Source organism: Georgenia sp. Marseille-Q6866, assembly GCF_965111665.1.
The window spans coordinates 87,066-105,858 of sequence record NZ_CBCOOR010000001.1 but is presented as its reverse complement, the minus strand read 5'-3'; the positions used below and the strand labels follow the sequence as shown (position 1 = coordinate 105,858).

At 69.6% G+C, this 18,793-nt stretch carries 17 protein-coding genes; 10 read left to right on the top strand and 7 right to left on the bottom strand.

Annotation, left to right across the window (positions count from 1 at the left end; translation table 11 throughout):
- Positions 1-48: 48 nt before the first annotated feature.
- The 4 genes from ACWPXV_RS00465 to ACWPXV_RS00450 form a co-directional block, all read right to left on the bottom strand.
- Positions 49-867 carry a carbohydrate ABC transporter permease gene (locus ACWPXV_RS00465; RefSeq protein WP_454083372.1) on the bottom strand — a complete coding sequence of 273 codons (819 nt, stop codon included), beginning with the start codon at positions 865-867 and terminating at the stop codon, positions 49-51.
- Complete coding sequence (locus ACWPXV_RS00460; protein ID WP_454083371.1) at positions 864-1,796, bottom strand: carbohydrate ABC transporter permease; 933 nt, start codon at positions 1,794-1,796, stop codon at positions 864-866. Before ACWPXV_RS00460 ends, ACWPXV_RS00465 begins: the two co-directional genes overlap by 4 nt.
- Position 1,797: 1 nt before the next feature.
- Positions 1,798-3,186 carry an extracellular solute-binding protein gene (locus ACWPXV_RS00455; protein ID WP_454083370.1) on the bottom strand — a complete coding sequence of 463 codons (1,389 nt, stop codon included), beginning with the start codon at positions 3,184-3,186 and terminating at the stop codon, positions 1,798-1,800.
- Between the two features lie 65 nt (positions 3,187-3,251).
- Positions 3,252-4,328, bottom strand: coding sequence for a PfkB family carbohydrate kinase (locus tag ACWPXV_RS00450; protein WP_454083369.1), 1,077 nt, complete (start codon positions 4,326-4,328; stop codon positions 3,252-3,254).
- Between the two features lie 116 nt (positions 4,329-4,444).
- Here ACWPXV_RS00450 and ACWPXV_RS00445 point away from each other — a divergent pair, with 116 nt between their 5' ends.
- Entirely contained in the window at positions 4,445-5,194 is a 750-nt protein-coding gene (locus ACWPXV_RS00445) for a DeoR/GlpR family DNA-binding transcription regulator (protein WP_454083368.1), read from the top strand.
- Entirely contained in the window at positions 5,191-6,552 is a 1,362-nt protein-coding gene (locus tag ACWPXV_RS00440; protein ID WP_454083367.1) for a 6-phospho-beta-glucosidase, read from the top strand. The genes ACWPXV_RS00445 and ACWPXV_RS00440 overlap by 4 nt, the downstream gene beginning before the upstream one ends.
- Here ACWPXV_RS00440 and ACWPXV_RS00435 read toward each other — a convergent pair.
- From ACWPXV_RS00435 to ACWPXV_RS00425, 3 genes are all read right to left on the bottom strand, one after another.
- Positions 6,510-6,983, bottom strand: a complete 474-nt coding sequence (locus ACWPXV_RS00435) for a DUF3995 domain-containing protein (protein ID WP_454083366.1) — start codon at positions 6,981-6,983, stop codon at positions 6,510-6,512. The two genes, ACWPXV_RS00440 and ACWPXV_RS00435, sit on opposite strands and share 43 nt — an antisense overlap.
- A gap of 161 nt (positions 6,984-7,144) precedes the next feature.
- On the bottom strand, positions 7,145-7,525 hold the full coding sequence (locus tag ACWPXV_RS00430; RefSeq protein WP_454083365.1) for a VOC family protein: 381 nt from the start codon (positions 7,523-7,525) through the stop codon (positions 7,145-7,147).
- A gap of 345 nt (positions 7,526-7,870) precedes the next feature.
- Positions 7,871-8,632 (bottom strand): SDR family oxidoreductase, encoded by a 762-nt coding sequence (locus ACWPXV_RS00425; RefSeq protein WP_454083364.1) that lies wholly within the window; start codon positions 8,630-8,632, stop codon positions 7,871-7,873.
- A gap of 167 nt (positions 8,633-8,799) precedes the next feature.
- On the opposite strand from ACWPXV_RS00425, the gene ACWPXV_RS00420 reads away from it, so the two are divergent.
- The 8 genes from ACWPXV_RS00420 (at position 8,800) to ACWPXV_RS00385 (ending at position 18,759) form a co-directional block, all read left to right on the top strand.
- Positions 8,800-9,354 carry a TetR/AcrR family transcriptional regulator gene (locus tag ACWPXV_RS00420; RefSeq protein WP_454083363.1) on the top strand — a complete coding sequence of 185 codons (555 nt, stop codon included), beginning with the start codon at positions 8,800-8,802 and terminating at the stop codon, positions 9,352-9,354.
- A 517-nt stretch (positions 9,355-9,871) separates the two neighbouring features.
- The gene (locus ACWPXV_RS00415; protein ID WP_454083362.1) at positions 9,872-10,636 is read left to right on the top strand and encodes an ABC transporter ATP-binding protein; all 765 of its coding nucleotides are present in this window, start codon (positions 9,872-9,874) and stop codon (positions 10,634-10,636) included.
- A gap of 2 nt (positions 10,637-10,638) precedes the next feature.
- Positions 10,639-13,170, top strand: a complete 2,532-nt coding sequence (locus ACWPXV_RS00410) for an FtsX-like permease family protein (RefSeq protein ID WP_454083628.1) — start codon at positions 10,639-10,641, stop codon at positions 13,168-13,170.
- 62 nt (positions 13,171-13,232) lie between these two features.
- On the top strand, positions 13,233-15,596 hold the full coding sequence (locus ACWPXV_RS00405; protein WP_454083361.1) for an FtsX-like permease family protein: 2,364 nt from the start codon (positions 13,233-13,235) through the stop codon (positions 15,594-15,596).
- An 11-nt stretch (positions 15,597-15,607) separates the two neighbouring features.
- The gene (locus ACWPXV_RS00400) at positions 15,608-16,393 is read left to right on the top strand and encodes an ABC transporter ATP-binding protein (RefSeq protein ID WP_454083360.1); all 786 of its coding nucleotides are present in this window, start codon (positions 15,608-15,610) and stop codon (positions 16,391-16,393) included.
- Positions 16,394-16,424: 31 nt separating this feature from the next.
- The gene (locus ACWPXV_RS00395; protein WP_454083359.1) at positions 16,425-17,102 is read left to right on the top strand and encodes a CorA family divalent cation transporter; all 678 of its coding nucleotides are present in this window, start codon (positions 16,425-16,427) and stop codon (positions 17,100-17,102) included.
- Positions 17,099-18,010, top strand: a complete 912-nt coding sequence (locus ACWPXV_RS00390) for an ABC transporter ATP-binding protein (RefSeq protein WP_454083358.1) — start codon at positions 17,099-17,101, stop codon at positions 18,008-18,010. The genes ACWPXV_RS00395 and ACWPXV_RS00390 overlap by 4 nt, the downstream gene beginning before the upstream one ends.
- Positions 18,010-18,759: an ABC transporter permease gene (locus ACWPXV_RS00385; RefSeq protein WP_454083357.1), complete on the top strand. Its 750-nt coding sequence runs from the start codon at positions 18,010-18,012 to the stop codon at positions 18,757-18,759. The genes ACWPXV_RS00390 and ACWPXV_RS00385 overlap by 1 nt, the downstream gene beginning before the upstream one ends.
- Positions 18,760-18,793: the final 34 nt, after the last annotated feature.

The window sequence follows — 18,793 nt, the reverse complement described above, 5'->3', positions numbered from 1 at the left end:
TTGTGCGGACAACCTAACGAGCCCGTGCTCACTTGTGCAAGCACCTGCTCAGTCCTTGACCGCTCCCTCGAGCATGCCGCGGATGAAGTGGCGCTGGAGGAAGAGGTAGAGGATCACCATGGGCAGCGCCACGAGGACGGCGCCGGCCGCGAGGAGCACGGTGCCCTGCGTGTACTGGCCCTGGAAGAGCGCCAGGCCGAGGGGCGAGGTGCGCAGCTGGGCGTTGGGCGACATGACGAGCGGGATGAGGAACTCGTTCCACGTCCACATGAAGGTGAGCAGGACGAGGGTGACGACGGCGGGCCGCGCCACCGGCAGCAGGACCTGCCACAGGACGCGGTGGTGCCCCGCGCCGTCGAGCCGGGCCGCCTCGATGATCGAGCGGTTGGCCCCGCGGAAGTAGGCCCGCATCCAGAAGGTGCCGAAGGCGACGGACTGGGCGATCTGCGGCAGGGCGATGCCCCAGAGGGTGTTCGTCAGCCCCAGGGCCTGGAAGTCGAAGAAGAGCGGGACGATGATCGCCTCGGCCGGGACCATGATGCCGAGGAGGAAGACGTAGAAGAGCACCTGGGAGCCGGGGAAGACGAAGGCGCCCAGCGCGTAGCCGGCCATGATCGACAGCAGCGCCGCGCTCGTGACGACGATCGCCGCGACGAGGACCGAGTTCGTCATGTACTCGCCGAACTTGCCCTGCTCCCACGCCCTGGCGAAGTTCTCCCAGTGGACCGGGCCGCCGGTGGCGGCGTCCTGCGGCGTCTCCGGCCCGAGGGCCGTGGTGAGGATGGTGGCGATCGGCGCCAGCGCGAAGAGCGCGAAGCCGATGAGGATGACGTAGTTGCCGAGGCGCTCCCCGGTGGAGACCCTCATCGCTCCCGCTCCCCGATGCGGTTGACGATGAGGTTGATGCCGAAGATGAGGATCGTGAGGACGACGGCGACGGCGGCTGCCGAGCCCACCCGGCCCTCCATGAAGGCGCGCCGGTAGACCTCGTAGCTCGGCACCGTCGTCGACGTCCCGGGGCCGCCGCGGGTGGTGACGTAGACGAGGTCGAAGGTCTTGAGCGCCGCGATGATCGTCAGGGTGAGCGCGACGACGATCTCCGCCCGCACCGACGGCACGGAGATGGCGAAGAAGGTGCGGACCGCTCCCGCGCCGTCGAGGGTCGCGGCCTCGTAGAGGTCCTGCGGGACGCGGGCCATGCCGGCCATGAGGAGCACGGTGACCAGGCCGGTGGAGACCCAGGTGCCGACGAAGCCGACGGCGGGCAGCGTCCACGTGAAGTCCCCGAGCCAGGCCCGGGTGAGGGAGCCGAGCCCGACGGCGTCGAGCAGGCCGTTGAGCGGGCCGTCGGGTGCGTAGATCTGCCGCCACGCGACGGCGACGACGACCATGGCGATGACCTGCGGCAGGAAGACGACGGTGCGGAAGAACGGCAGGCCCCGCACCTGGGCGCGCACGAGGAGCGCCGCGAGGACGAGGCCGATGCACAGCGGCAGGACCGAGAAGAAGAAGATGAGGACGAGGGCGTGCCAGAACGACTCGCGCAGCCGCTCGTCGGCGAGGACGTCGACGTAGTTGTCCAGGCCCACGAACGTGGCCAGGCTCAGCCCGTCCCAGTCGTAGAGGGAGATCTGCACGGCCCGGCCGAGGGGGTAGAGGAGGAAGGCCGCGTAGACGAGAAAGGCCGGGGCGAGGAAGAGGTAGGGGGTCAGACCGAAACGGCCCAGCCCCCGCGGGCGACCCTTGCGGGCCGCCCGCGGGACGGGCGCGACGATGCCCCTGGGCTGGGCCGTCATGTCACTCCACCGAGGAGACGAACTCGCTGTAGTCGGCCTCGAGCGCGGCGAGCAGCCCGTCGACGTCGAGCTGTCCGCCCATGAAGGACTGGAGGGACTGGCCCAGGGTGTCGCTCATCGTGGGCGTGCCCCAGTCGAGGTAGGGGACGAGCGCCCCGTCCTCGGTGACCTCGCCGTAGGCGGCGTAGATGTCGGCCTGCAGGCCGGCCTCGGGCATGTGCTCGGCGGTCTCGACGACGGGCATGTTGCCGGTCTCGGCGAGCACGGCCATGGCGTCCTCGCTCGTGATGAAGTCGATGTACGCGGCGCCGACGTCGGCGTTCTCGGAGTTCGCGGTCACCGCGAAGGGGATGCCGGTGCCACCGGTCGTCACCTTGCCGGCGCCGGCCTCGGCGGGCGGCGGGGCGATGAAGCCGGCGTCCCCACCCATGGCGGCCTCGACGTCCGGGCCGATCCACGAGCCGGCCATGAGGTAGACCCCGGCGCCCTCGGTGAAGGACTGCCACACGGCGTCGTAGTCGGCGCCGTTGAAGCCCTCGTTGAAGTAGCCGGCCTCGATCCACGACTGCAGCTCCTCGGCGGCGGCGCGGTTCTCGTCGGTCTCCCAGCTCGCGCCCTCGTTGCCGAAGCCGAGCGCCCGGATCTCCTCGGGGTCCACGTGCGCGCCCTGGATGGGGCCGAAGACGTGGGCGGCAGGCCACTGGTCGAGGTTGCCGAGCAGCATGGGCGTCTCGCCGGCCTCGGCGATGGTGCCGAGCTGCTCGCCGAAGTCGGCCCACGTCTCGGGCAGCTCGAGCCCGAGCTCCTCGAGCTTGGACTTGGAGTAGTAGATGCCGACGACCTCGCCCACCTGCGGCAGGCCCCAGACGGAGCCCTCGCCGAAGGTGACGCCGTCCTCGGAGTACCGGGTGTTCTGCAGCACCGAGTCCGGGAAGCGGTCCTCCCAGCCGTAGGCCTCGGCGTAGGGGTCCAGGTTGAGCAGCTGGCCCGCGGCGACGTACTGGCTCATCTGCGAGCGCGAGTTGTTCACCTGGGTGACGTCGGGGGCGTCCTCGCCCGTGAGCGCCAGGCGCAGGGTGGTGGTGAGGTCGTCGTTCGACTGGGTGACCCGGTCGATGGTGACGTTGTCGTACTCCTCCATGAAGGCCGCGTTGAGCTGCTCGATCTGCTCGTTCTGGCCGCCGCGGACCTCCTGGTCCCACACGACGAGCGTCACGTCGCCGAGGCTGGAGATGTCGGTGACGACCTCCTCGCTGGTCGTGGCGCCGTCGGTGCCGGGCTCGGTCTCGTCGGTGTCGCCACCGCTCCCGGGGGTGCAGGCCGCGAGCGCGAGAGTCGCCACGACAGCCGTGACGGCGCCGGTGGAGCGGCGGGTTCGTTGAGGGCTCATGGTGCTGATTCTCCTTCGTCGTGGACGGTGGTGGGTACCGCCCGGTGATCCCCGTTGATACTCGCTCAGAGGTCGGACTCGAGCGCGAAGGTCGCTTCCGCCCGGCGGGTCACGCGTCCGGGCCGGGCCGGCAGCACATCCGGGAGGAAACGGTAGTGGTCGTGCAGGGCGGCGGCGTCCGGGTCGCCCGCGGTGCGGGCGCGGTCCAGGCGTTGCCACCAGTCGTGGAGGTCACCGATGCCGGGGGCCGCGAGCGACCCGCCGAACTCCTGGACGGCGAGCCCCGAGCACAGGGACGCGAAACGCAGCCGCTGCTCGAGCGGCCAGTCCGCGAGCGAGCCGCGGGCGAAGGCGGCGACGAAGACGTCGCCCGCCCCGGTGGGGTCGATGGCCGCGACGTCCAGGGCCGGCACGTGGCACTCCTCCCCCGTCTCGGAGTCGATGGCGACGGCGCCGTCCGCGCCCATCGTCACGACGACGAGCGGCACGAGGTCCGCCAGGGCGCGCGCGGCCGCGTGGGGGCTGTCCGTGCGCGTGTAGGCCATCGCCTCGGCGGCGTTGGGGAGGAAGGCGTAGCAGTCCTCGAGGGCGGCGAGCCGGCTCGCGTCCCACTGCTCCGAGGGGTCCCAGCCGAGGTCGGCGAAGACGCGTGCCCCCGCGGCACGGGCCCGGCGCCACCAGCGTTCCTGGGCTCGCTCGTCGTCGAGGTCGATGATGACGGCGCGGGTCGAGGGCGGGTCGCCGATGAGGTCGTCGTAGCTCATGGGGAGCTCGTGGCCGTGGGTGATCATCGACCGGTCGCCGTCGTAGGCGAGGGACACGGTCACCGAGGTGTGCTGGGAGGCGATCCGGGTGGAGCGGGAGAGGTCGATCGCCTCGTCGGCGAGGATGTCCCAGCACCACCGCCCGTAGACGTCGCCACCGAAGCCCGTGGCCAGGCCGGTGGACAGGCCGAGGCGGCTGGCGGCGACGGCGAGGTTGGCGATGCCGCCGGGCAGGGAGCCCATGCCGCTGGCCCACACCTCGGTGCCGGGGCGCGGTGGGGTGGGCAGTCCGGAGAAGACGACGTCGAGGAAGAGCGGTCCGGACAGGAACACGTCCAGGACGCTGCCTTCCGGCGCCTCCGCGGTCTCGTCGGTCACGCCTGCTCCTCCCGGCTGCGGACCCCCTCGTCCGTCGGCCTCTCGTCCGATTCCATGTTCGGACATTCTATGCACACTCCTGCCCGGTTCTGCATGATCCTGCTAATGTCATTTCCGTGCTGACCACGACCCGCCGGGACGCGATCCTGGCCGAGCTGCACGACCACGGCGAGGTCGCCGTCGGGCACCTCGCCGCACGCTTCGGGGTGAGCACGTCGACGATCCGTCGGGACCTCAACCTACTGAGCAAGCAGGGCCGCCTCCAACGTGTCCGCGGTGGCGGCGCCGTCGAGCCCGACGTCCGACCCTTCGAGGCGGTCGCCGGGGACCGTGCCGCCAGTCGGCAGCGCATCGGGGCCCGGGCGGCCGCTCTCGTGCGGGAGGACGACGTCGTCGTCCTCGACATCGGCACGACCGTCGCCCAGGTCGCCCGGCACCTGCGCGGGCGCCGCGTCACCGTCGTCACCGCCTCCCTCGCCGTCGTCGACGAGCTGCGGGAGGACCCGGTCGTCGAGCTGGTCGTCCTCGGCGGGGTGCTGCGCCGCTCCTACCACTCCCTCGTCGGCTCCCTCCCCGAGCAGGCGCTGGGCCAGATCACCGCAGACATCGGCTTCCTCGGCACGAGCGGCGTGCGCGACGACGGCAGCGTGCTCGACTCCACGAGCATCGAGGTGCCGGTCAAGCGCGCCATCCTCGCGGCGTCCGAGCGGCGCGTCCTCGTCGCCGACGACGACAAGTTCCCCGGCTCCGGCGTGCTCGCCGTCTGCGGGCCCGAGGGCATCGACACCCTCGTCACCAGTCCCACGTCGAGCTCGCCCGGGCTCGACGTCCTCAGCTCCAGCGGCACGGAGGTCATCACAGCGTGAAGCTCACGGTCATCGGCGGCGGCGGTTTCCGCGTCCCACAGATCTTCCAGGCCCTCTCGGCGGGGGACGCGCGGCTGCGCGTGGACGAGCTGTGGCTCTACGACGTCTCCGCCGAGCGCCTCGACGTCGTCGGCAGCGTCCTCGCCCAGCTCGCCCCGTCCCTCGCACGCCCCCCGCGGGTGCACACGACGACGACGCTCGCCGACGCGCTGGCCGGAGCCGACTTCGTCTTCTCCGCGATCCGCATCGGCGGGACGGCGGGGCGGATCACCGACGAGCACACCGCGCTGCGGCTCGGCGTCCTCGGGCAGGAGACCGTGGGCCCCGGTGGGCTCGCCTACGCGCTGCGCACCGTGCCGCACGCGCTGCAGCTCGCCGAGGAGATCGCCACCCACGCCCCGGGCGCGTGGACGATCAACTTCACCAACCCGGCCGGGATCCTCACCGAGGCGATGCGCCGGGTGCTGGACGATCGCGTCGTGAGCATCTGCGACACCCCGATCGGCCTCATGCGGCGTGCCGCGCGCGTGTTCGGGCAGGACCCGCGGCGCGTGGACTTCGACTACGTGGGCCTCAACCACCTCGGCTGGCTGCGCACGCTCATGGTCGACGGGCGTGACGTCCTGCCCGAGCTGCTCGCCTCCGACGAGCAGCTCGACCACATGGAGGAGGCGCGCCTCTTCGGCTTCGACTGGGTGCGCGCGATCGGCGCGATCCCCAACGAGTACCTCTTCTACTACTACCGCCACCGCGAGGCGATGGAGCGGATCACCGGTGGGGAGCCGACCCGCGGGGAGTACCTCGACGCCCAGCAGAGCGCCTTCTACCGTGAGGCGGCCGCCGCGCCGGACCGTGCCCTGGAGATCTGGGACGCGACCCGGCACGACCGCGAGTCGAGCTACATGAACGAGTCGCGCCCCGAGGAGGAGCGTCACGGCCGCCGCGCCGAGGACGTCGAGGGCGGCGGCTACCAGGAGGTCGCACTCGACCTCATGACCGGCCTGGCCACCGGGGAGGCCGCGACGATGATCCTCGGGGTCGGCAACGACTCCCTCGGCGGGGGGCAGCTGCTCGTGCCCCAGCTCAACGCCGCCGCGGTCATCGAGGTGCCGTGCACGGTCGAGCGCGGCGCCGTCCGCCCCCACGCCGTCGCGCCGCTCGACGGCGAGATGGCCGGGCTCATCACCACCGTCAAGGCGAGCGAGCAGCTCGTCCTGCGGGCGCTGGACGAGGGCTCGCGCGAGCTGGCCTGGCGTGCCTTCGCCAACCACCCCCTCGTCGACTCCACCGAGGTGGCCCGGCAGCTGGTCGAGGACTACTGCGCCGCCATGCCCGACGTCGCCGCCCGCCTGCGCTGAGCCGTTCCGCGGCCCGGCCGGGTGAGCCACAACGCGTGGCCGACCATCGCCGCACGGTCGTACTCGGCGGGGTCACGCGTGGCGAGGACGACGTTGCTCACGACGACGTTGACCCCTCCGTAGACGAGGAGCCCGGCACCGCCGGCCCAGCTCAACGCGCGCCAGAACCGCCGGCCGGACAGCCGACCCTGGTACACCGCGACGGGTACGAGCGCTGCAAAGCTCTTGACGAGTGCGATGCCGGCCAGCCCCCAGGCGGCGGCGACGGGCGACGACCGGCGCAGGTCCACCGCCCACTGCCCCACGGTCTCGAGCAGCCACTCCCCTCCGAACGCCCAGTAGGCGCTGAACGCGGCGTGGACCAGCCCGGCGACGCACGCCACCCACAGCCACGAGCGCGCGGCCCGGCCAGCGGCGGGAGGAACGGTCACCCTTCGAGCGTGCCGTCCCCGGTGCCTGGTGGCAATGGCCTCCCGTCGCGGCGCGCGGCGACACCCGGTCCGCCGGCACCGCTCACGGCGCCCGGGGCAGGACGTCCTGTCACCGCTCTGCGCGCTGAGCCACCTGTCCGGCAGATCCGACCCTTTGGGCGTCAGATGTCGTGGAAGTCCTCGGGCTCCGGTGCGATGCGGTTGGCCATGAGACAGAACATGTTGCCCTCCGGGTCCGCGAGAACGTGCCAGCTGCCCGATGGGACCACATCGGTCGGCGTCGCCCCCAGCAAGAGGAGCCGTTCCAGCTCTTCCTCCTGGCCGCGATCTGTCGGACACAGATCGAAGTGCAGCGTTCCCGCACCGGGCACGTCGTCGTCCGTACGCAGGAACAGCATGGTCGGGACGTTCGGGGCCCCGGAGATCGCGACCCCGGTGTCGTCCGACGCCGTGATCCTGTAACCGAGTGCCGCGCACCAGAAGCGACTCAAGCTCTCCGGGTCTCGGGCTTTGACCACGATGTCACCGATTCGACTCGTCACGGACTCCACCCGCCTCCTGCTCGCCGACCCCAGCCGCGGACAACGTCCCGGCGGCCTCACGGGCCAGGATCTCGCAGCGACGACCGGCCTGGCCACCGGGGAGGCCGCGACGGTGATCCTCGGGGTCGGTAACGACTCCGTGGGCGGCGGGCGTTCGACCGCATGCTGGTCGCGGAGGCCCGGCAGAGCAGCTCACCTTGCTCACCCGCGATCCCGACATGCAGCGGTAGGAGGTGGACCTGCTCGTCGTCTGACGACGGCGATGGGCGCCCGCCGCCGAGTGACGAGCCCCCCGCGGCGCTGAGGGCTCCCATGACCTTGGCGAGGGAGCCCCCACGACCGTGGTTATCGGTCGACCGCGAGGCGCGCTCCGTCGATGAGGAACTCCGCGCCCTGGTAGAACTCGGCGTCGTCGTCGAGCAGGAACGAGACGGTGGCCGCCACACCGTTCGGGTTACCGAAGTGGCCCACCGGGTGCCGCGCCAGCTCTGCCTCCTTGAACCCCTCGGGAAGGTGGGGCAGCGCATCGAGGAGGATCGGCGTCTCGTGCGTGCCGGGGTGGATGGTGTTGATCCGGATGTTCATCCGGTGCGCGCTGACGTACGCCACGGCGGACTTCGTCAGGCCGATCACCCCGGCCTTCGCGGCGCTGTAGGCAGGCGTCGTGGCCTGGCCCACGTAGGCCATCGCCGACGACATGTTGATGATCGCGCCGCGGACGTCCTGCTCGGCCATCACGGCCACTGCCTTCTGGGTACCGAGGAACACGCCGTCGAGGTCCACGGCCATGACCTTGCGCCACTCCGCCAGGGGGATCATGAGGTCCTGCGCGGGGGCGATGCCGGCGTTGTTCACCAGGCCGTGGATGACGCCGCGCTCCTGACGGACCTGGGTGATGACCTTGTTCCAGTCCTCTTCGGAGGTCACGTCGTGCCGGATGGGCGTCGCCCGCTCGCCGAGCTCGCTGGCCAACCGCTCGGCGGCGGCGAGGTCGATGTCCGTGATGACGACATGCGCGCCCTCCTCGGCCAAGCGGCGGCTCATCGCCTCCCCGAGTCCGCTCGCGCCGCCGGTGATGATGACAGTCTTTCCGGAATGCCTGCTCATCCTTGGACCTCTCTGTTGAAGTGGTTCGGGGCCCCTGCCGATTGACACGGCTCGCTACTTGCTCGCCTGGCGCCCTCGCCGCACACGATTAGTACGACCAGTCTCCGCCCCTCCTTGCCGATCGGCAAGGAGGGGCGGGCCCAGAATGGGACACGGAGGTGTACACGATGCCCAGAGGTGACTCGTCAGCGGACCGGATCCGCTCCTGTGCGCTGGACCTGTTCGCCCGACACGGGGTGGCCGGCACGTCGCTGCGGATGATCGCAGAGGAGCTCGGCGTCTCCAAGGCGGCCGTGTACTACCACTTCAAGAGCAAGGACGACATCGTGCAGGTCGTCCTCCGCCCCGCCTTCGCGACCTTCGAGGAGCTGCTCGCGCGGGTTGAGGACCTGGATGTCGAACGGCGAGCCGCTGCTCTCGTCGCCGGGCTCGCCCGGCAGGCGGTGACCCACCGTCAGTTGTACGCCGTCGTCCTTCAGGACGTCTCCACCGCCGAGATCCAAGGCGGGACACCGGGCATGGCCGCCACCTTCCAGGAGCTGCGAGAGACGCTTGCCGGGCCCGACGCTGACCGCGAGGCACGGGTGCGGGTGAGCATCTTTCTCGCCGGGCTCGCTGGTCCCGCCGTCGACCCGACTCTCACCGACGTGGACGACGCCACGCTCGAGCGTGCCATCACCGACGCCGGGCGCCGGCTGCTCGGCACCGGCTTCATGGACTGAGAGCGCCATACCAAAGGCAGACCACGGCGCAAGACTTACGCTGCCCGGTCACCGCGTGCCCCCGTAGCGGATAGGCATCCGGCGACGGGCAGGAACAGGATGACGAGCCAAACGGCGACGGTGATCGCGCGTACCAGGAGCACGGGTGCGTGGACGGCGATCATGGCGTACCGACGGAGCTGTGGTGATTTGCAGGCACTGTGGGCAGAGGTGGGTGCGGTTCATCGCTGGTTCGACGACGCGCCGGTGCTGCCGGCGGGGGAGCGTCCTGCCATCGACATCACGGTGGGCGGTGGGACGTTCGGCCCGCATGTGAGCTGCATGTTGGGAGGAGGGTGGCTTTAACGGATCTCGGAGAAGGCGCCGACCGGCCGGGGCGAAGGAGCCCGGCGCTGTCGAGGCGACGGTGGCGCGAGTGCATAGGAACACCCGCTGCACGGGTGTCGCCGATCCGGGGGGCGACGGCGCCGGGCTACCTCTGGCGGTTCCCGCAACATCGTCCGAAGAGGCGTTGAACATGATCAGCATCGAAGTCACCGAACCGGTCCGGCGGGTCGCGACGAGCGCGGCACGGGTCCAGGACGCTCGTAGGACCTATGTCATGGGCGAAACCACCGTGATTGCCCTCGACGGTGTCAGCGTCGCCTTCGCTGCCGGTGCCTTCACAGCGATCATGGGTCCGTCAGGGTCGGGGAAGTCCACCCTGATGCACTGCATGGCCGGGCTCGACACGCTGACCTCGGGGCAGGCCTTCATCGGCGACACGGACCTGGCGTCGTTGACCGATACCCAACGCACGGTCCTTCGCCGGGATCGGTTGGGCTTCGTGTTCCAGGCGTTCAACCTCATCGCGACGCTGACAGCGCGGGAGAACATCACCCTGCCCGCCGACCTGGCGGGACGGCAGGTCGATCAGGAGTGGCTGGCGACCATCGTCGCCACGCTCGACGTGGCTGACCGAGTGGGTCACCGCCCCGCGCAGCTTTCCGGTGGCCAGCAGCAGCGGGTGGCAATCGCCCGCGCCTTGGCCGGCCGGCCGGAGGTCGTCTTTGCCGACGAGCCCACGGGGGCGCTGGACTCCAAGGCGAGTGCCGAGCTGCTGGCATTCCTCCGTTCTGCTGTGGATGACTTGGGTCAGACGGTCGTCATGGTGACCCACGACCCGGTCGCGGCCGCCTACGCCGACCGGGTGATCTTCCTGGTCGACGGAGGAATCGTCGAGGACGTCGATGGTCCGACCCACGACGGTGTGCTCGAGACGATGAAGCGGTTGGGGCGTTGACCATGCTGCGGGTCTCGCTGCGCAACTTGCTCAGCCACAAGCTGCGCCTGCTTCTTACCGTCGCCGCTGTGACCATCGGGGTCGCCTTCGTCTCTGGCACCTTCGTGCTGTCCGACACCATGAACAAGGCTTTCGACGAGTTGTACAGCGGCATCACCGGCAACACCGATGTGGTGGTCCGCTCCGAGGCCGCGTACACCGCGCCCGAGTTCCAGGGCGAGGCTCGTCCACTTGCCGAGAGCCTCGTGGACACGGTCGCAGCCGTGCGCGGTGTTGCCGTGGCCGAGGGGTCGGTGACCGGCTTCGCGCTCATCCTCGACAAGGACGGCGCACCGATCCAGCCCGCTGGCGCCCCCACACTGGGAACGAGTGTGGGCGGCAGCCCGGAGCTCACCGGCAGCTTCACTTACCGGGAGGGCCGCGCACCGGCCGCCCCGGACGAGGTCACGATCGATGTGCGCTCGGCGGAGGGCGCCGGGTACGTGCTCGGCGACCAGGTCACTATCGTCCTGGCGGACGGTCCCCACGCCTTCACCATCGTCGCCGTGACCGGCTTCGGAGACTCCGACAGCCTGGCCGGTGCCACGTTGGCCGGGTTCGATCTGGCCACCGCCCAGCAGGTGCTGGGCAAGACCGGCCAGGTGGACCAGATCATGGTTCTCGCCGAGCCGGACGTCGATGCCGAGGAGCTGCGGCCTGCCATCGCCGACGTCCTACCTGTCGGCGCTGAGGCGCTGAGCGGGGAGACGGTCGCTGGGGAGGGTGCCGCCGCCATGGCGGACGGGCTGGCGATCTTCAGCCAGATCCTGCTGGTCTTCGCGGCAGTGTCCTTGCTCGTCGGCTCGTTCGTCATCTGGAACACCTTCAACGTGCTGCTCGCTCAGCGGCGCCGCGAGGTCGGGCTGCTGCGTGCCGTGGGAGCGACACGTCGTCAGGTTCTCTCCGGGATTCTGCTTGAATCCGGTGCCATCGGCGTGCTCGCCTCGGGTCTCGGGCTCCTCCTGGGCGTCGGCCTGGCCGGCGCCATCCGGCAGATGGTCATCCTGGTGGGCATCGAAATCCCCACCACCGCCCTCGCGTTCGAACCACGCACCGTCGCCGCTGCCCTGGTCGTCGGGCTGGGGATCACCATGGTCGCCGCCGCGATCCCGGCGTGGGCCGCGACCCGCGTCGACCCGATCGAGGCGCTCCGCGCCTCGACGCCGAACGTCGACGGCATCAGCCTGCGCCGGCGGATCGCCGGCTGGGTCGTGCTGGGCACCGGAGTCCTCGGGCTGATCGTCTGCGCCGTCGTCGGGGACCAGATGGTGCCGACCGCGCTGGCAACCCTGACGGCATTCGTCGGGCTCATCATCGCCGGACCCTCCCTGGCCCACGCGACGGCGAAGCTCGCCGACCACGGGCGCCGCGGTGGAGGTTGGCGACTCGCCGCCCGCAACCTCGGCCGGGCGCCCCGGCGAGCGGCGGCCACCGCCCTGGCGCTGACGATCGGCGTTGCCGTTGTCGCCGCGGTCGCGGTCACCGCGACGTCCATGCGGGAGTCGGTGGCCCAGACCGTGGCCGGCAGCAACCGGGCCGATTTCTTCCTTCGCCCGACCGGGGCCGGCGCCGGGATCAGTCCGGCCGCCCCGGCCCTGCTGCGCGACCTGGAGGAGCTGGACGCCGTCGTGGAGCTGAAGATCTCCGGGGCGCAGATCGAGGGGACCCGGTCCGCCGTCGTCGCGCTGGACCCCACAGACCTGGCGCTCGTGATGGACCTGGGCGACCCGGTCGGCTCCGTCGACCTGGCCCCGGGCACCATGGTGATGGGCGCCGCGGAAGCCGCGGCCCTGGGCGTGGACGTCGGCGACATGGTCACGGTCACCTTCCCCGAGACCGGGGAGCAGCCGCTGGAGCTCACCGCCACCGTGGACGAGGGCCCCATCACCCTGATGGGCTCGCCCTACTGGATCTCGGTCGAGGACTTCACCGCCAGTGTGACGTCGACCCTCGACGGCATCGTCCTGGTTTCCGCCGTGCCCGGCGCGGACCTGGCCGCCACCGAACAGCTGATCACCGAGGCACTCGCCGGTCACCCGAACGTCATGATCAGCGACCCAGCCGAGCTCACCGCAAACGCTCAGGCCTCGATGGACCAGATGCTCGGCCTGGTGACCGCGCTCCTGCTGCTGGCGGTGGTCGTCGCGATCCTCGGCATCATCAACACCCTGGTCCTCTCGGTGCTGGAACGCACCCGTGAGCTGGGGCTGATGCGCGCCGTCGGTGCCACCCGCAGCCAGATCCGCACGATCGTGCGCCGAGAGTCGGTCCTCATGGCGATGCTCGGCGCCGTCACCGGAATCGCCCTGGGCACGCTCGCCGGGGTGGCCCTGAGCCGGGCGCTCGGTCAGCAGGGGATCACCCTGGTTTCGGTCCCGGCGACTCAGCTCGCGGTGTACCTGGTGGGGGCCGCGGCGGTGGGCGTCGTCGCCGCGATCGGACCGGCCCGCCGCGCCAGCAACGTGGACGTGCTGCGGGCGGTGGTCCTGGAGTAGCCGGCCTGCCAGCGCCACGCCAGTCCCCCGCTCGACCGACTCCCGGAGAATGGAGAACCGCCGTGTACGCCCGCATGATCGCCCGGGACTTCACCCGCAACCGCAGTGTCACCGTGATCCTGGTCGTACTGATGATGCTCTCGGTGGTGCTGGCCACCGCCAGCGTCGGGACGCTGACCCGCCTGATCGGCGCGTCGGGCAGCCTGATGACCCGCGCCGACGCGCCGCACGTAGTCCAGCTCCACACCGGCGCATTCGATCAGCAGGAGGTGGACCGCTGGGTCGCGCAACGTCCCGACGTCGCCCACCAGCAGACGATGCTCATGCTCGGCATCGACGGGGCGAACCTGTTCTTCGACGGCCAGGCCCAGACCACGAACATCCAGCAGAACTCCCTCGTGGTGCCAAGCGGTGAACGAGACCTGCTGCTGGACCTGGACAACGAGCCGATCATCGACGTCACGCCCGGCACCATCGTGCTTCCGGTGTACTACCAGGTAGAGGCGGGGCTCGACGTCGGTGACCCGGTCCGGATCGCCGCGGCCGACGGCTTTGCCAAGGAGTTCACGATCGCCAGCTTCGCCCGCGACTCGATCATGAACCCGGCCCTGACCAGCTCCAAGCGGCTCGCCGTGGCCCCATCGGACCTCGAAGAGGTGGGTGGGCACACCGGTGAGGTGGAGTACCTGATCGAGTTCTGGCTGCACGACCCCGGCGCCCAGACGGCCACATTTGACAAGGACTACCTCGACTCCGAGATGCCCAAGGCCGGTCAGCTGGTCGACTCGGCGGCCTTTGCGATGTTCACCATGATCGGTGACGGGATGGTCGCCGCGGTGGTCATCCTGGTCTCCCTGCTGCTGCTGGTGGTGGGGCTGCTGTGCCTGCGGTTCTCCTTCCTCACCGCAGCCGAGCAGGACTACCGCGAGATCGGCGTGCTCAAGGCCATTGGCGCCCCGCCACGGGGCGTGAAGCGGATCTACCTGACGAAGTACGCCCTGCTCGCCGCGATCGCGTCTGTGCTGGGGCTTGCCGGCGGGATGGCGCTGACCCCGCTGCTGACCAGGAACATCTCCCGGTACATGGGTTCGGCGCCGAGCGCCTGGAACTGGGTCGTCCCGGTGCTCGCCGCCGTGTCAGTGTTCGCGGTGCTGATGCTGTCCGTCCTGGTGCTGCTGCGCCGGTTCGACAAGGTCAGCGCGGTCACCGCGCTCAGCGCCGGCGCCACCGGCCCGCGCGGCAAGACGGCGCGCCTGCGGTTGCACCGGTCGGTGCTGCCCGTCCACATCCGGCTCGGGTTCATGGACGTGGCTGGCCGCTGGCCGACCTACCTGCTGCTGTTCTTCGTCTTCGCGGTCAGTGCGTTCATCATGATCGTGCCGATCAACTCCGCCACCACCGCCAACGCCCCCGGCTTCATCAACTACATGGGCACCGGCACGGTCGACCTGCGCATCGACCTGCGCCACACCGACGCCACCTCCACCGCGCAGTTCGCGGCGACCGCCGACCAGCTCGCCGCGGACCCCGACGCGACCGCGATCGCGCCGATGGTGACCACCCGCAACGACACCGTCGACAAGGACGACAATGCCGTGAGCCTCTACATCGAGAACGGTGACCACACCCTGCTGCCGCTGACGTATGCCGACGGCCGTGCCCCGACCGACCCGTCGGAGATTGCGTTGTCGTTGCTGGCGCTGAACCAGGCCGGCCGCCAGGTGGGCGACACCCTTCCCGTCGTCGTCGGCGGAAACGAGCGGGAGCTGACCATCGTCGGCAGCTACCAGGACATCACCAACGGTGGAAAGACCGCCAAGTCATCCCTGCCCACCGAGGGCGAGGAGGTGATGTGGTACACGATCGGCGTCAAGCTCGCACCGGGGACCGACGCGACCGAGAAGGCCGCGGCGTATGCCGACCAGCTCGCCCCCGCCAAGGTCGCCGACATCGAGCAGTGGCGGATCCAAACACTGGGGCCGATCGCGCAGCAGATCATGATCGCCGCCGTCGTCTCGGCAGCCGTGGCGGTCGCCCTCGCGGCGCTCATGACAGCACTGTTCAACCGGATGCTCATCGCGCGCGACCAAGGTCAGATCGCCATCCAGCGAGCCATCGGCGCCGACAACACCGGGCTGCGCAGCCAGTACCTCACCCGGATGCTGCTCGTGCTACTCCTCGGTGCGGTCGCCGGCACCCTGGCCGCGACCACCATCGGGGAACGGTTGTTCAACCTCATGTTCGAGGGAATGTTCGGCGGTTTCGAGACCCTCGGCCAAGGCACCAGCCGGATCGACTTCGCCACCAACCCGCTTCTCGCCTACGGGCTCCTGCCCGCGGTTCTCCTGGGCGCCGTCGCGCTGGCGACCGTGGCCAGCTCCCGCTCCATCTCTACCGCCACCATCTCCACCCTCACCACCGAGTGAAAGAGGCCGTGATGACCACCGTCAGCAGCGTTCGTGAGGCACCTCGAACAAGCACCACCATCCTCGATGCCCAAGGACTGACCAAGGCCTTCGGCAGCCACACCGTGCTGCACCAGGTGAACGTCCAGATCCACGACGGCGAATTCGTCTCGGTGATGGGACCCTCCGGGTCGGGCAAGTCCACCCTGCTCTACAACATCAGCGGCATGGACACCATGACCTCCGGCAATGTTCGCTACGCCGGACAGGACCTGGCCGCGCTGAGCCAGAAGCAGCTGGCCCGGCTGCGGCTGACCACCATGGGATTCGTCTTCCAGCACGTCCACCTCCTGAAGAACCTGTGCCTGCTCGACAACGTGGTCCTGCCCGCCTACCTCGCCGGTCTGGCCCCGCGCGAGGAACTCAACGACCGGGCGATGACGCTGATGGAACGCACCGGGGTAGCCGAGCTGGCGCACCGGGACATCTCCGAAGCCTCCGGCGGCCAGCTCCAACGAGTGGGCATCTGCCGGGCCCTGATCAACGGGCCGACCATCTTGCTCGGCGACGAACCAACCGGCGCCCTGGACTCCACTGCGGCCGCCGAGATCATGGACATCCTCAGCGAGCTCAACGCCGAGGGGACCACGATCATGATCGTCACCCATGACGCCAAGGTCGCCGCCCGCACGAACCGGGTGCTGTACATGGTCGACGGCCGCATCGTCGCCGACCGCGACCAGGGCACCTACACCGGCACCGACCTCGGCCAGCGCACCGCCAACCTGACGCAGTGGCTGCTCGACCACGGACTATGAACAGCCGACGCCACCTGGGACGAGGGCACTCATGGGCGTGATAGCCAACGTCATCTACGTCGACGGCCTACCGGCCGCGACGCCGGACAGCCTGGAGCAGACCCTCGAGCTGCTTCATCAACATGGTGGCATGGCCTGGATGGGCCTCTACCGGCCCACCGCCGAGGAGGTCAGCGTCATCGCGGGCGAACTCGGCCTGCATGGGTTGGTCGCGGAGGACACCGACAAGGCGCATCAGCGGCCGAAGCTGGAACGATACGGCCACACCCTGTTCACGGTGCTGCACCCTGCTCGATACCTCGAGGATGTCGAACAGGTCGAGTTCAGTGAGCTGCACGTGTTTACCGGTCCTGGTCTTGCCGTCACCACCGTCAGACAACAGGCGGCACCCGACCTCGGCCGGGTCAGGCACCGGCTCGAGAACGCCCCCGACATTCTGCGTCTCGGTCCCGAGGCGGTGCTCTACGCGATCCTGGACGAGGTCGTGGACCAGTACGGCCCGGTGATTGTGGGTGAGAAGGGCCGGATCGTGATCCCAAAGGGAGCCCGCGACATCTTCGGCATCAACCCGGGCGACACGCTCCTGCTTCTGGCGGACGTCGACCGCGGCATCGCCATCGTCCGGCAGGACCTCTTTCAAGGCTTCATTGCTCAAGCACTGGACGCCACTGTGCCGCCGCGCACATCTGGAGAAGGGCAGGGGCGGTGAGCGCCGTCTCCTGCCGCGACGTCACCCGACGTTTCGGCGATCTCACCGCCGTCGACGGGGTGAGCCTCAACGTCGAGCAGAACGAGGTCTTCGGCATCATCGGCCCCAACGGCGCGGGGAAGACGACCCTCCTCAACTGCATGGAAGGCCTGGACACACCCACTGCCGGCTCAATCGACGTGCTTGGGCTGCACCCGATCAAGGACGCCCAGCAGCTCGTGCAACGCACTGGCGTCCAGCTGCAGCAAGCGGCCCTCCTGCCCAGGCTCAAGGTGGGCGAGGCGCTGGAGCTCTTCTCCTCGTTCTACGCGCAGCCGGTGGCCTGGCGTCCCCTCCTGGAGACACTTGGGATCGCGGCGAAGGAGAAGTCCTACGTGACCAAGCTGTCCGGCGGCGAGCGGCAGCGCGTATTCATCGCACTTGCCCTCATCCACGACCCGGAGCTGCTCTTCCTCGACGAACTGACCACCTCTCTCGACCCACAAGCTCGCCTGGCGATGTGGGAGGTGGTCCGCGACATTCGCGAGCGCGGTAAGACGGTCGTCCTCACCACGCACTACATGGAAGAGGCCGAGGCGCTCTGCGACCGGGTCGCCATCATCGATCACGGCAGAATCGTCGTTCTCGACACCGTCGCGGGACTTATTTCCGCACACGCCGGGGGTTCGACGTTGCGACTCACGCTCGACCGGCCCGCGCCGGCCACGTTGGCTTCCATCGAGGGAGTCTCCTCGGTGAACGCGGACGCTGGAGCGACGGTCGTCCGCGGACGCGGGGCGTTCGCACAGAACGTGCTCGCCCACCTGACCCAGACAGGGGTCGCTGTGAGCGACATGACCACAACGTCACCCGGACTGGAAGACGTCTTCCTCAACCTCACCGGGCGCACCATGCGAGAAGCACACTGATGCGCACGTACAAGACACTCGTCCGCACCCTCGCCCGCTCGACACTGCGCGAGCCAGTGGGACTGTTCTTCACGTTAATCTTCGCACCCATGCTCGTGGTGATCCTCGGGCTGATCTTCGGCAACGACCCCAAACCCGAGTTCGGCGGTCGAGGCTATGTAGACGCCACCCTTCCTGCCTACGCGTCGCTGGTGATGGCGATCATGGGCGTCCTGTTGCTGCCGGTGAACCAGCTACAACTCCGGGAGAGCGGTGCCCTGATGCGGCTGCGGGCGACGCCGCTTCGTCCGCGGACCTACGTTGCCGCCGACCTCACAGTCAACTTCCTGATCGGTCTGACGGGGATCGTCCTGGCCCTGTTCGTGGGGATCGTGGCCTTTGGGGTACGACCGCAGGGCAATCTGCTGTTAGTCCTCGCGGCCGCGGCGCTCGGACTGCTCGCCTTCCTAGCGCTCGGCTACACGCTGGCGGCGATCTACCCGTCTGCAGCCGCGGCAACGGGCATCGGGAACGGCCTGATGATTCTGCTCATGCTGACGTCCGGGGCATTCGTCCCGCTAGCCGTGCTTCCGGCGGGAGTCCAGCGCGTCATGAACTTCTCACCCATCCATCACCTGGTCGAGCTGATGCAGGGACTGTGGAGCGGTCACGCCTGGTCCGGCTATGGCCTCGCCACCACAGTGCTCGTGGGCATGATCGTCGTCTTCGGCGCCCTGGGCGCCCGGCTGTTCAAGTGGAAGACTGCCTGAAACGCGCTCGTCCGCCGCGCCACCGGTCCTGCCG

Bases quoted from the DNA above. Each gene is read 5' to 3' on its own strand.
- ACWPXV_RS00385 (WP_454083357.1), top strand. From the start codon at position 18,010: ATGCGCACGTACAAGACACTCGTCCGCACCCTCGCCCGCTCGACACTG.
- ACWPXV_RS00455 (WP_454083370.1), bottom strand. From the start codon at position 3,186: ATGAGCCCTCAACGAACCCGCCGCTCCACCGGCGCCGTCACGGCTGTC.
- ACWPXV_RS00395 (WP_454083359.1), top strand. From the start codon at position 16,425: ATGGGCGTGATAGCCAACGTCATCTACGTCGACGGCCTACCGGCCGCG.
- ACWPXV_RS00410 (WP_454083628.1), top strand. From the start codon at position 10,639: ATGCTGCGGGTCTCGCTGCGCAACTTGCTCAGCCACAAGCTGCGCCTG.
- ACWPXV_RS00460 (WP_454083371.1), bottom strand. From the start codon at position 1,796: ATGACGGCCCAGCCCAGGGGCATCGTCGCGCCCGTCCCGCGGGCGGCC.
- ACWPXV_RS00465 (WP_454083372.1), bottom strand. From the start codon at position 867: ATGAGGGTCTCCACCGGGGAGCGCCTCGGCAACTACGTCATCCTCATC.
- ACWPXV_RS00425 (WP_454083364.1), bottom strand. From the start codon at position 8,632: ATGAGCAGGCATTCCGGAAAGACTGTCATCATCACCGGCGGCGCGAGC.
- ACWPXV_RS00415 (WP_454083362.1), top strand. From the start codon at position 9,872: ATGATCAGCATCGAAGTCACCGAACCGGTCCGGCGGGTCGCGACGAGC.
- ACWPXV_RS00400 (WP_454083360.1), top strand. From the start codon at position 15,608: ATGACCACCGTCAGCAGCGTTCGTGAGGCACCTCGAACAAGCACCACC.
- ACWPXV_RS00420 (WP_454083363.1), top strand. From the start codon at position 8,800: ATGCCCAGAGGTGACTCGTCAGCGGACCGGATCCGCTCCTGTGCGCTG.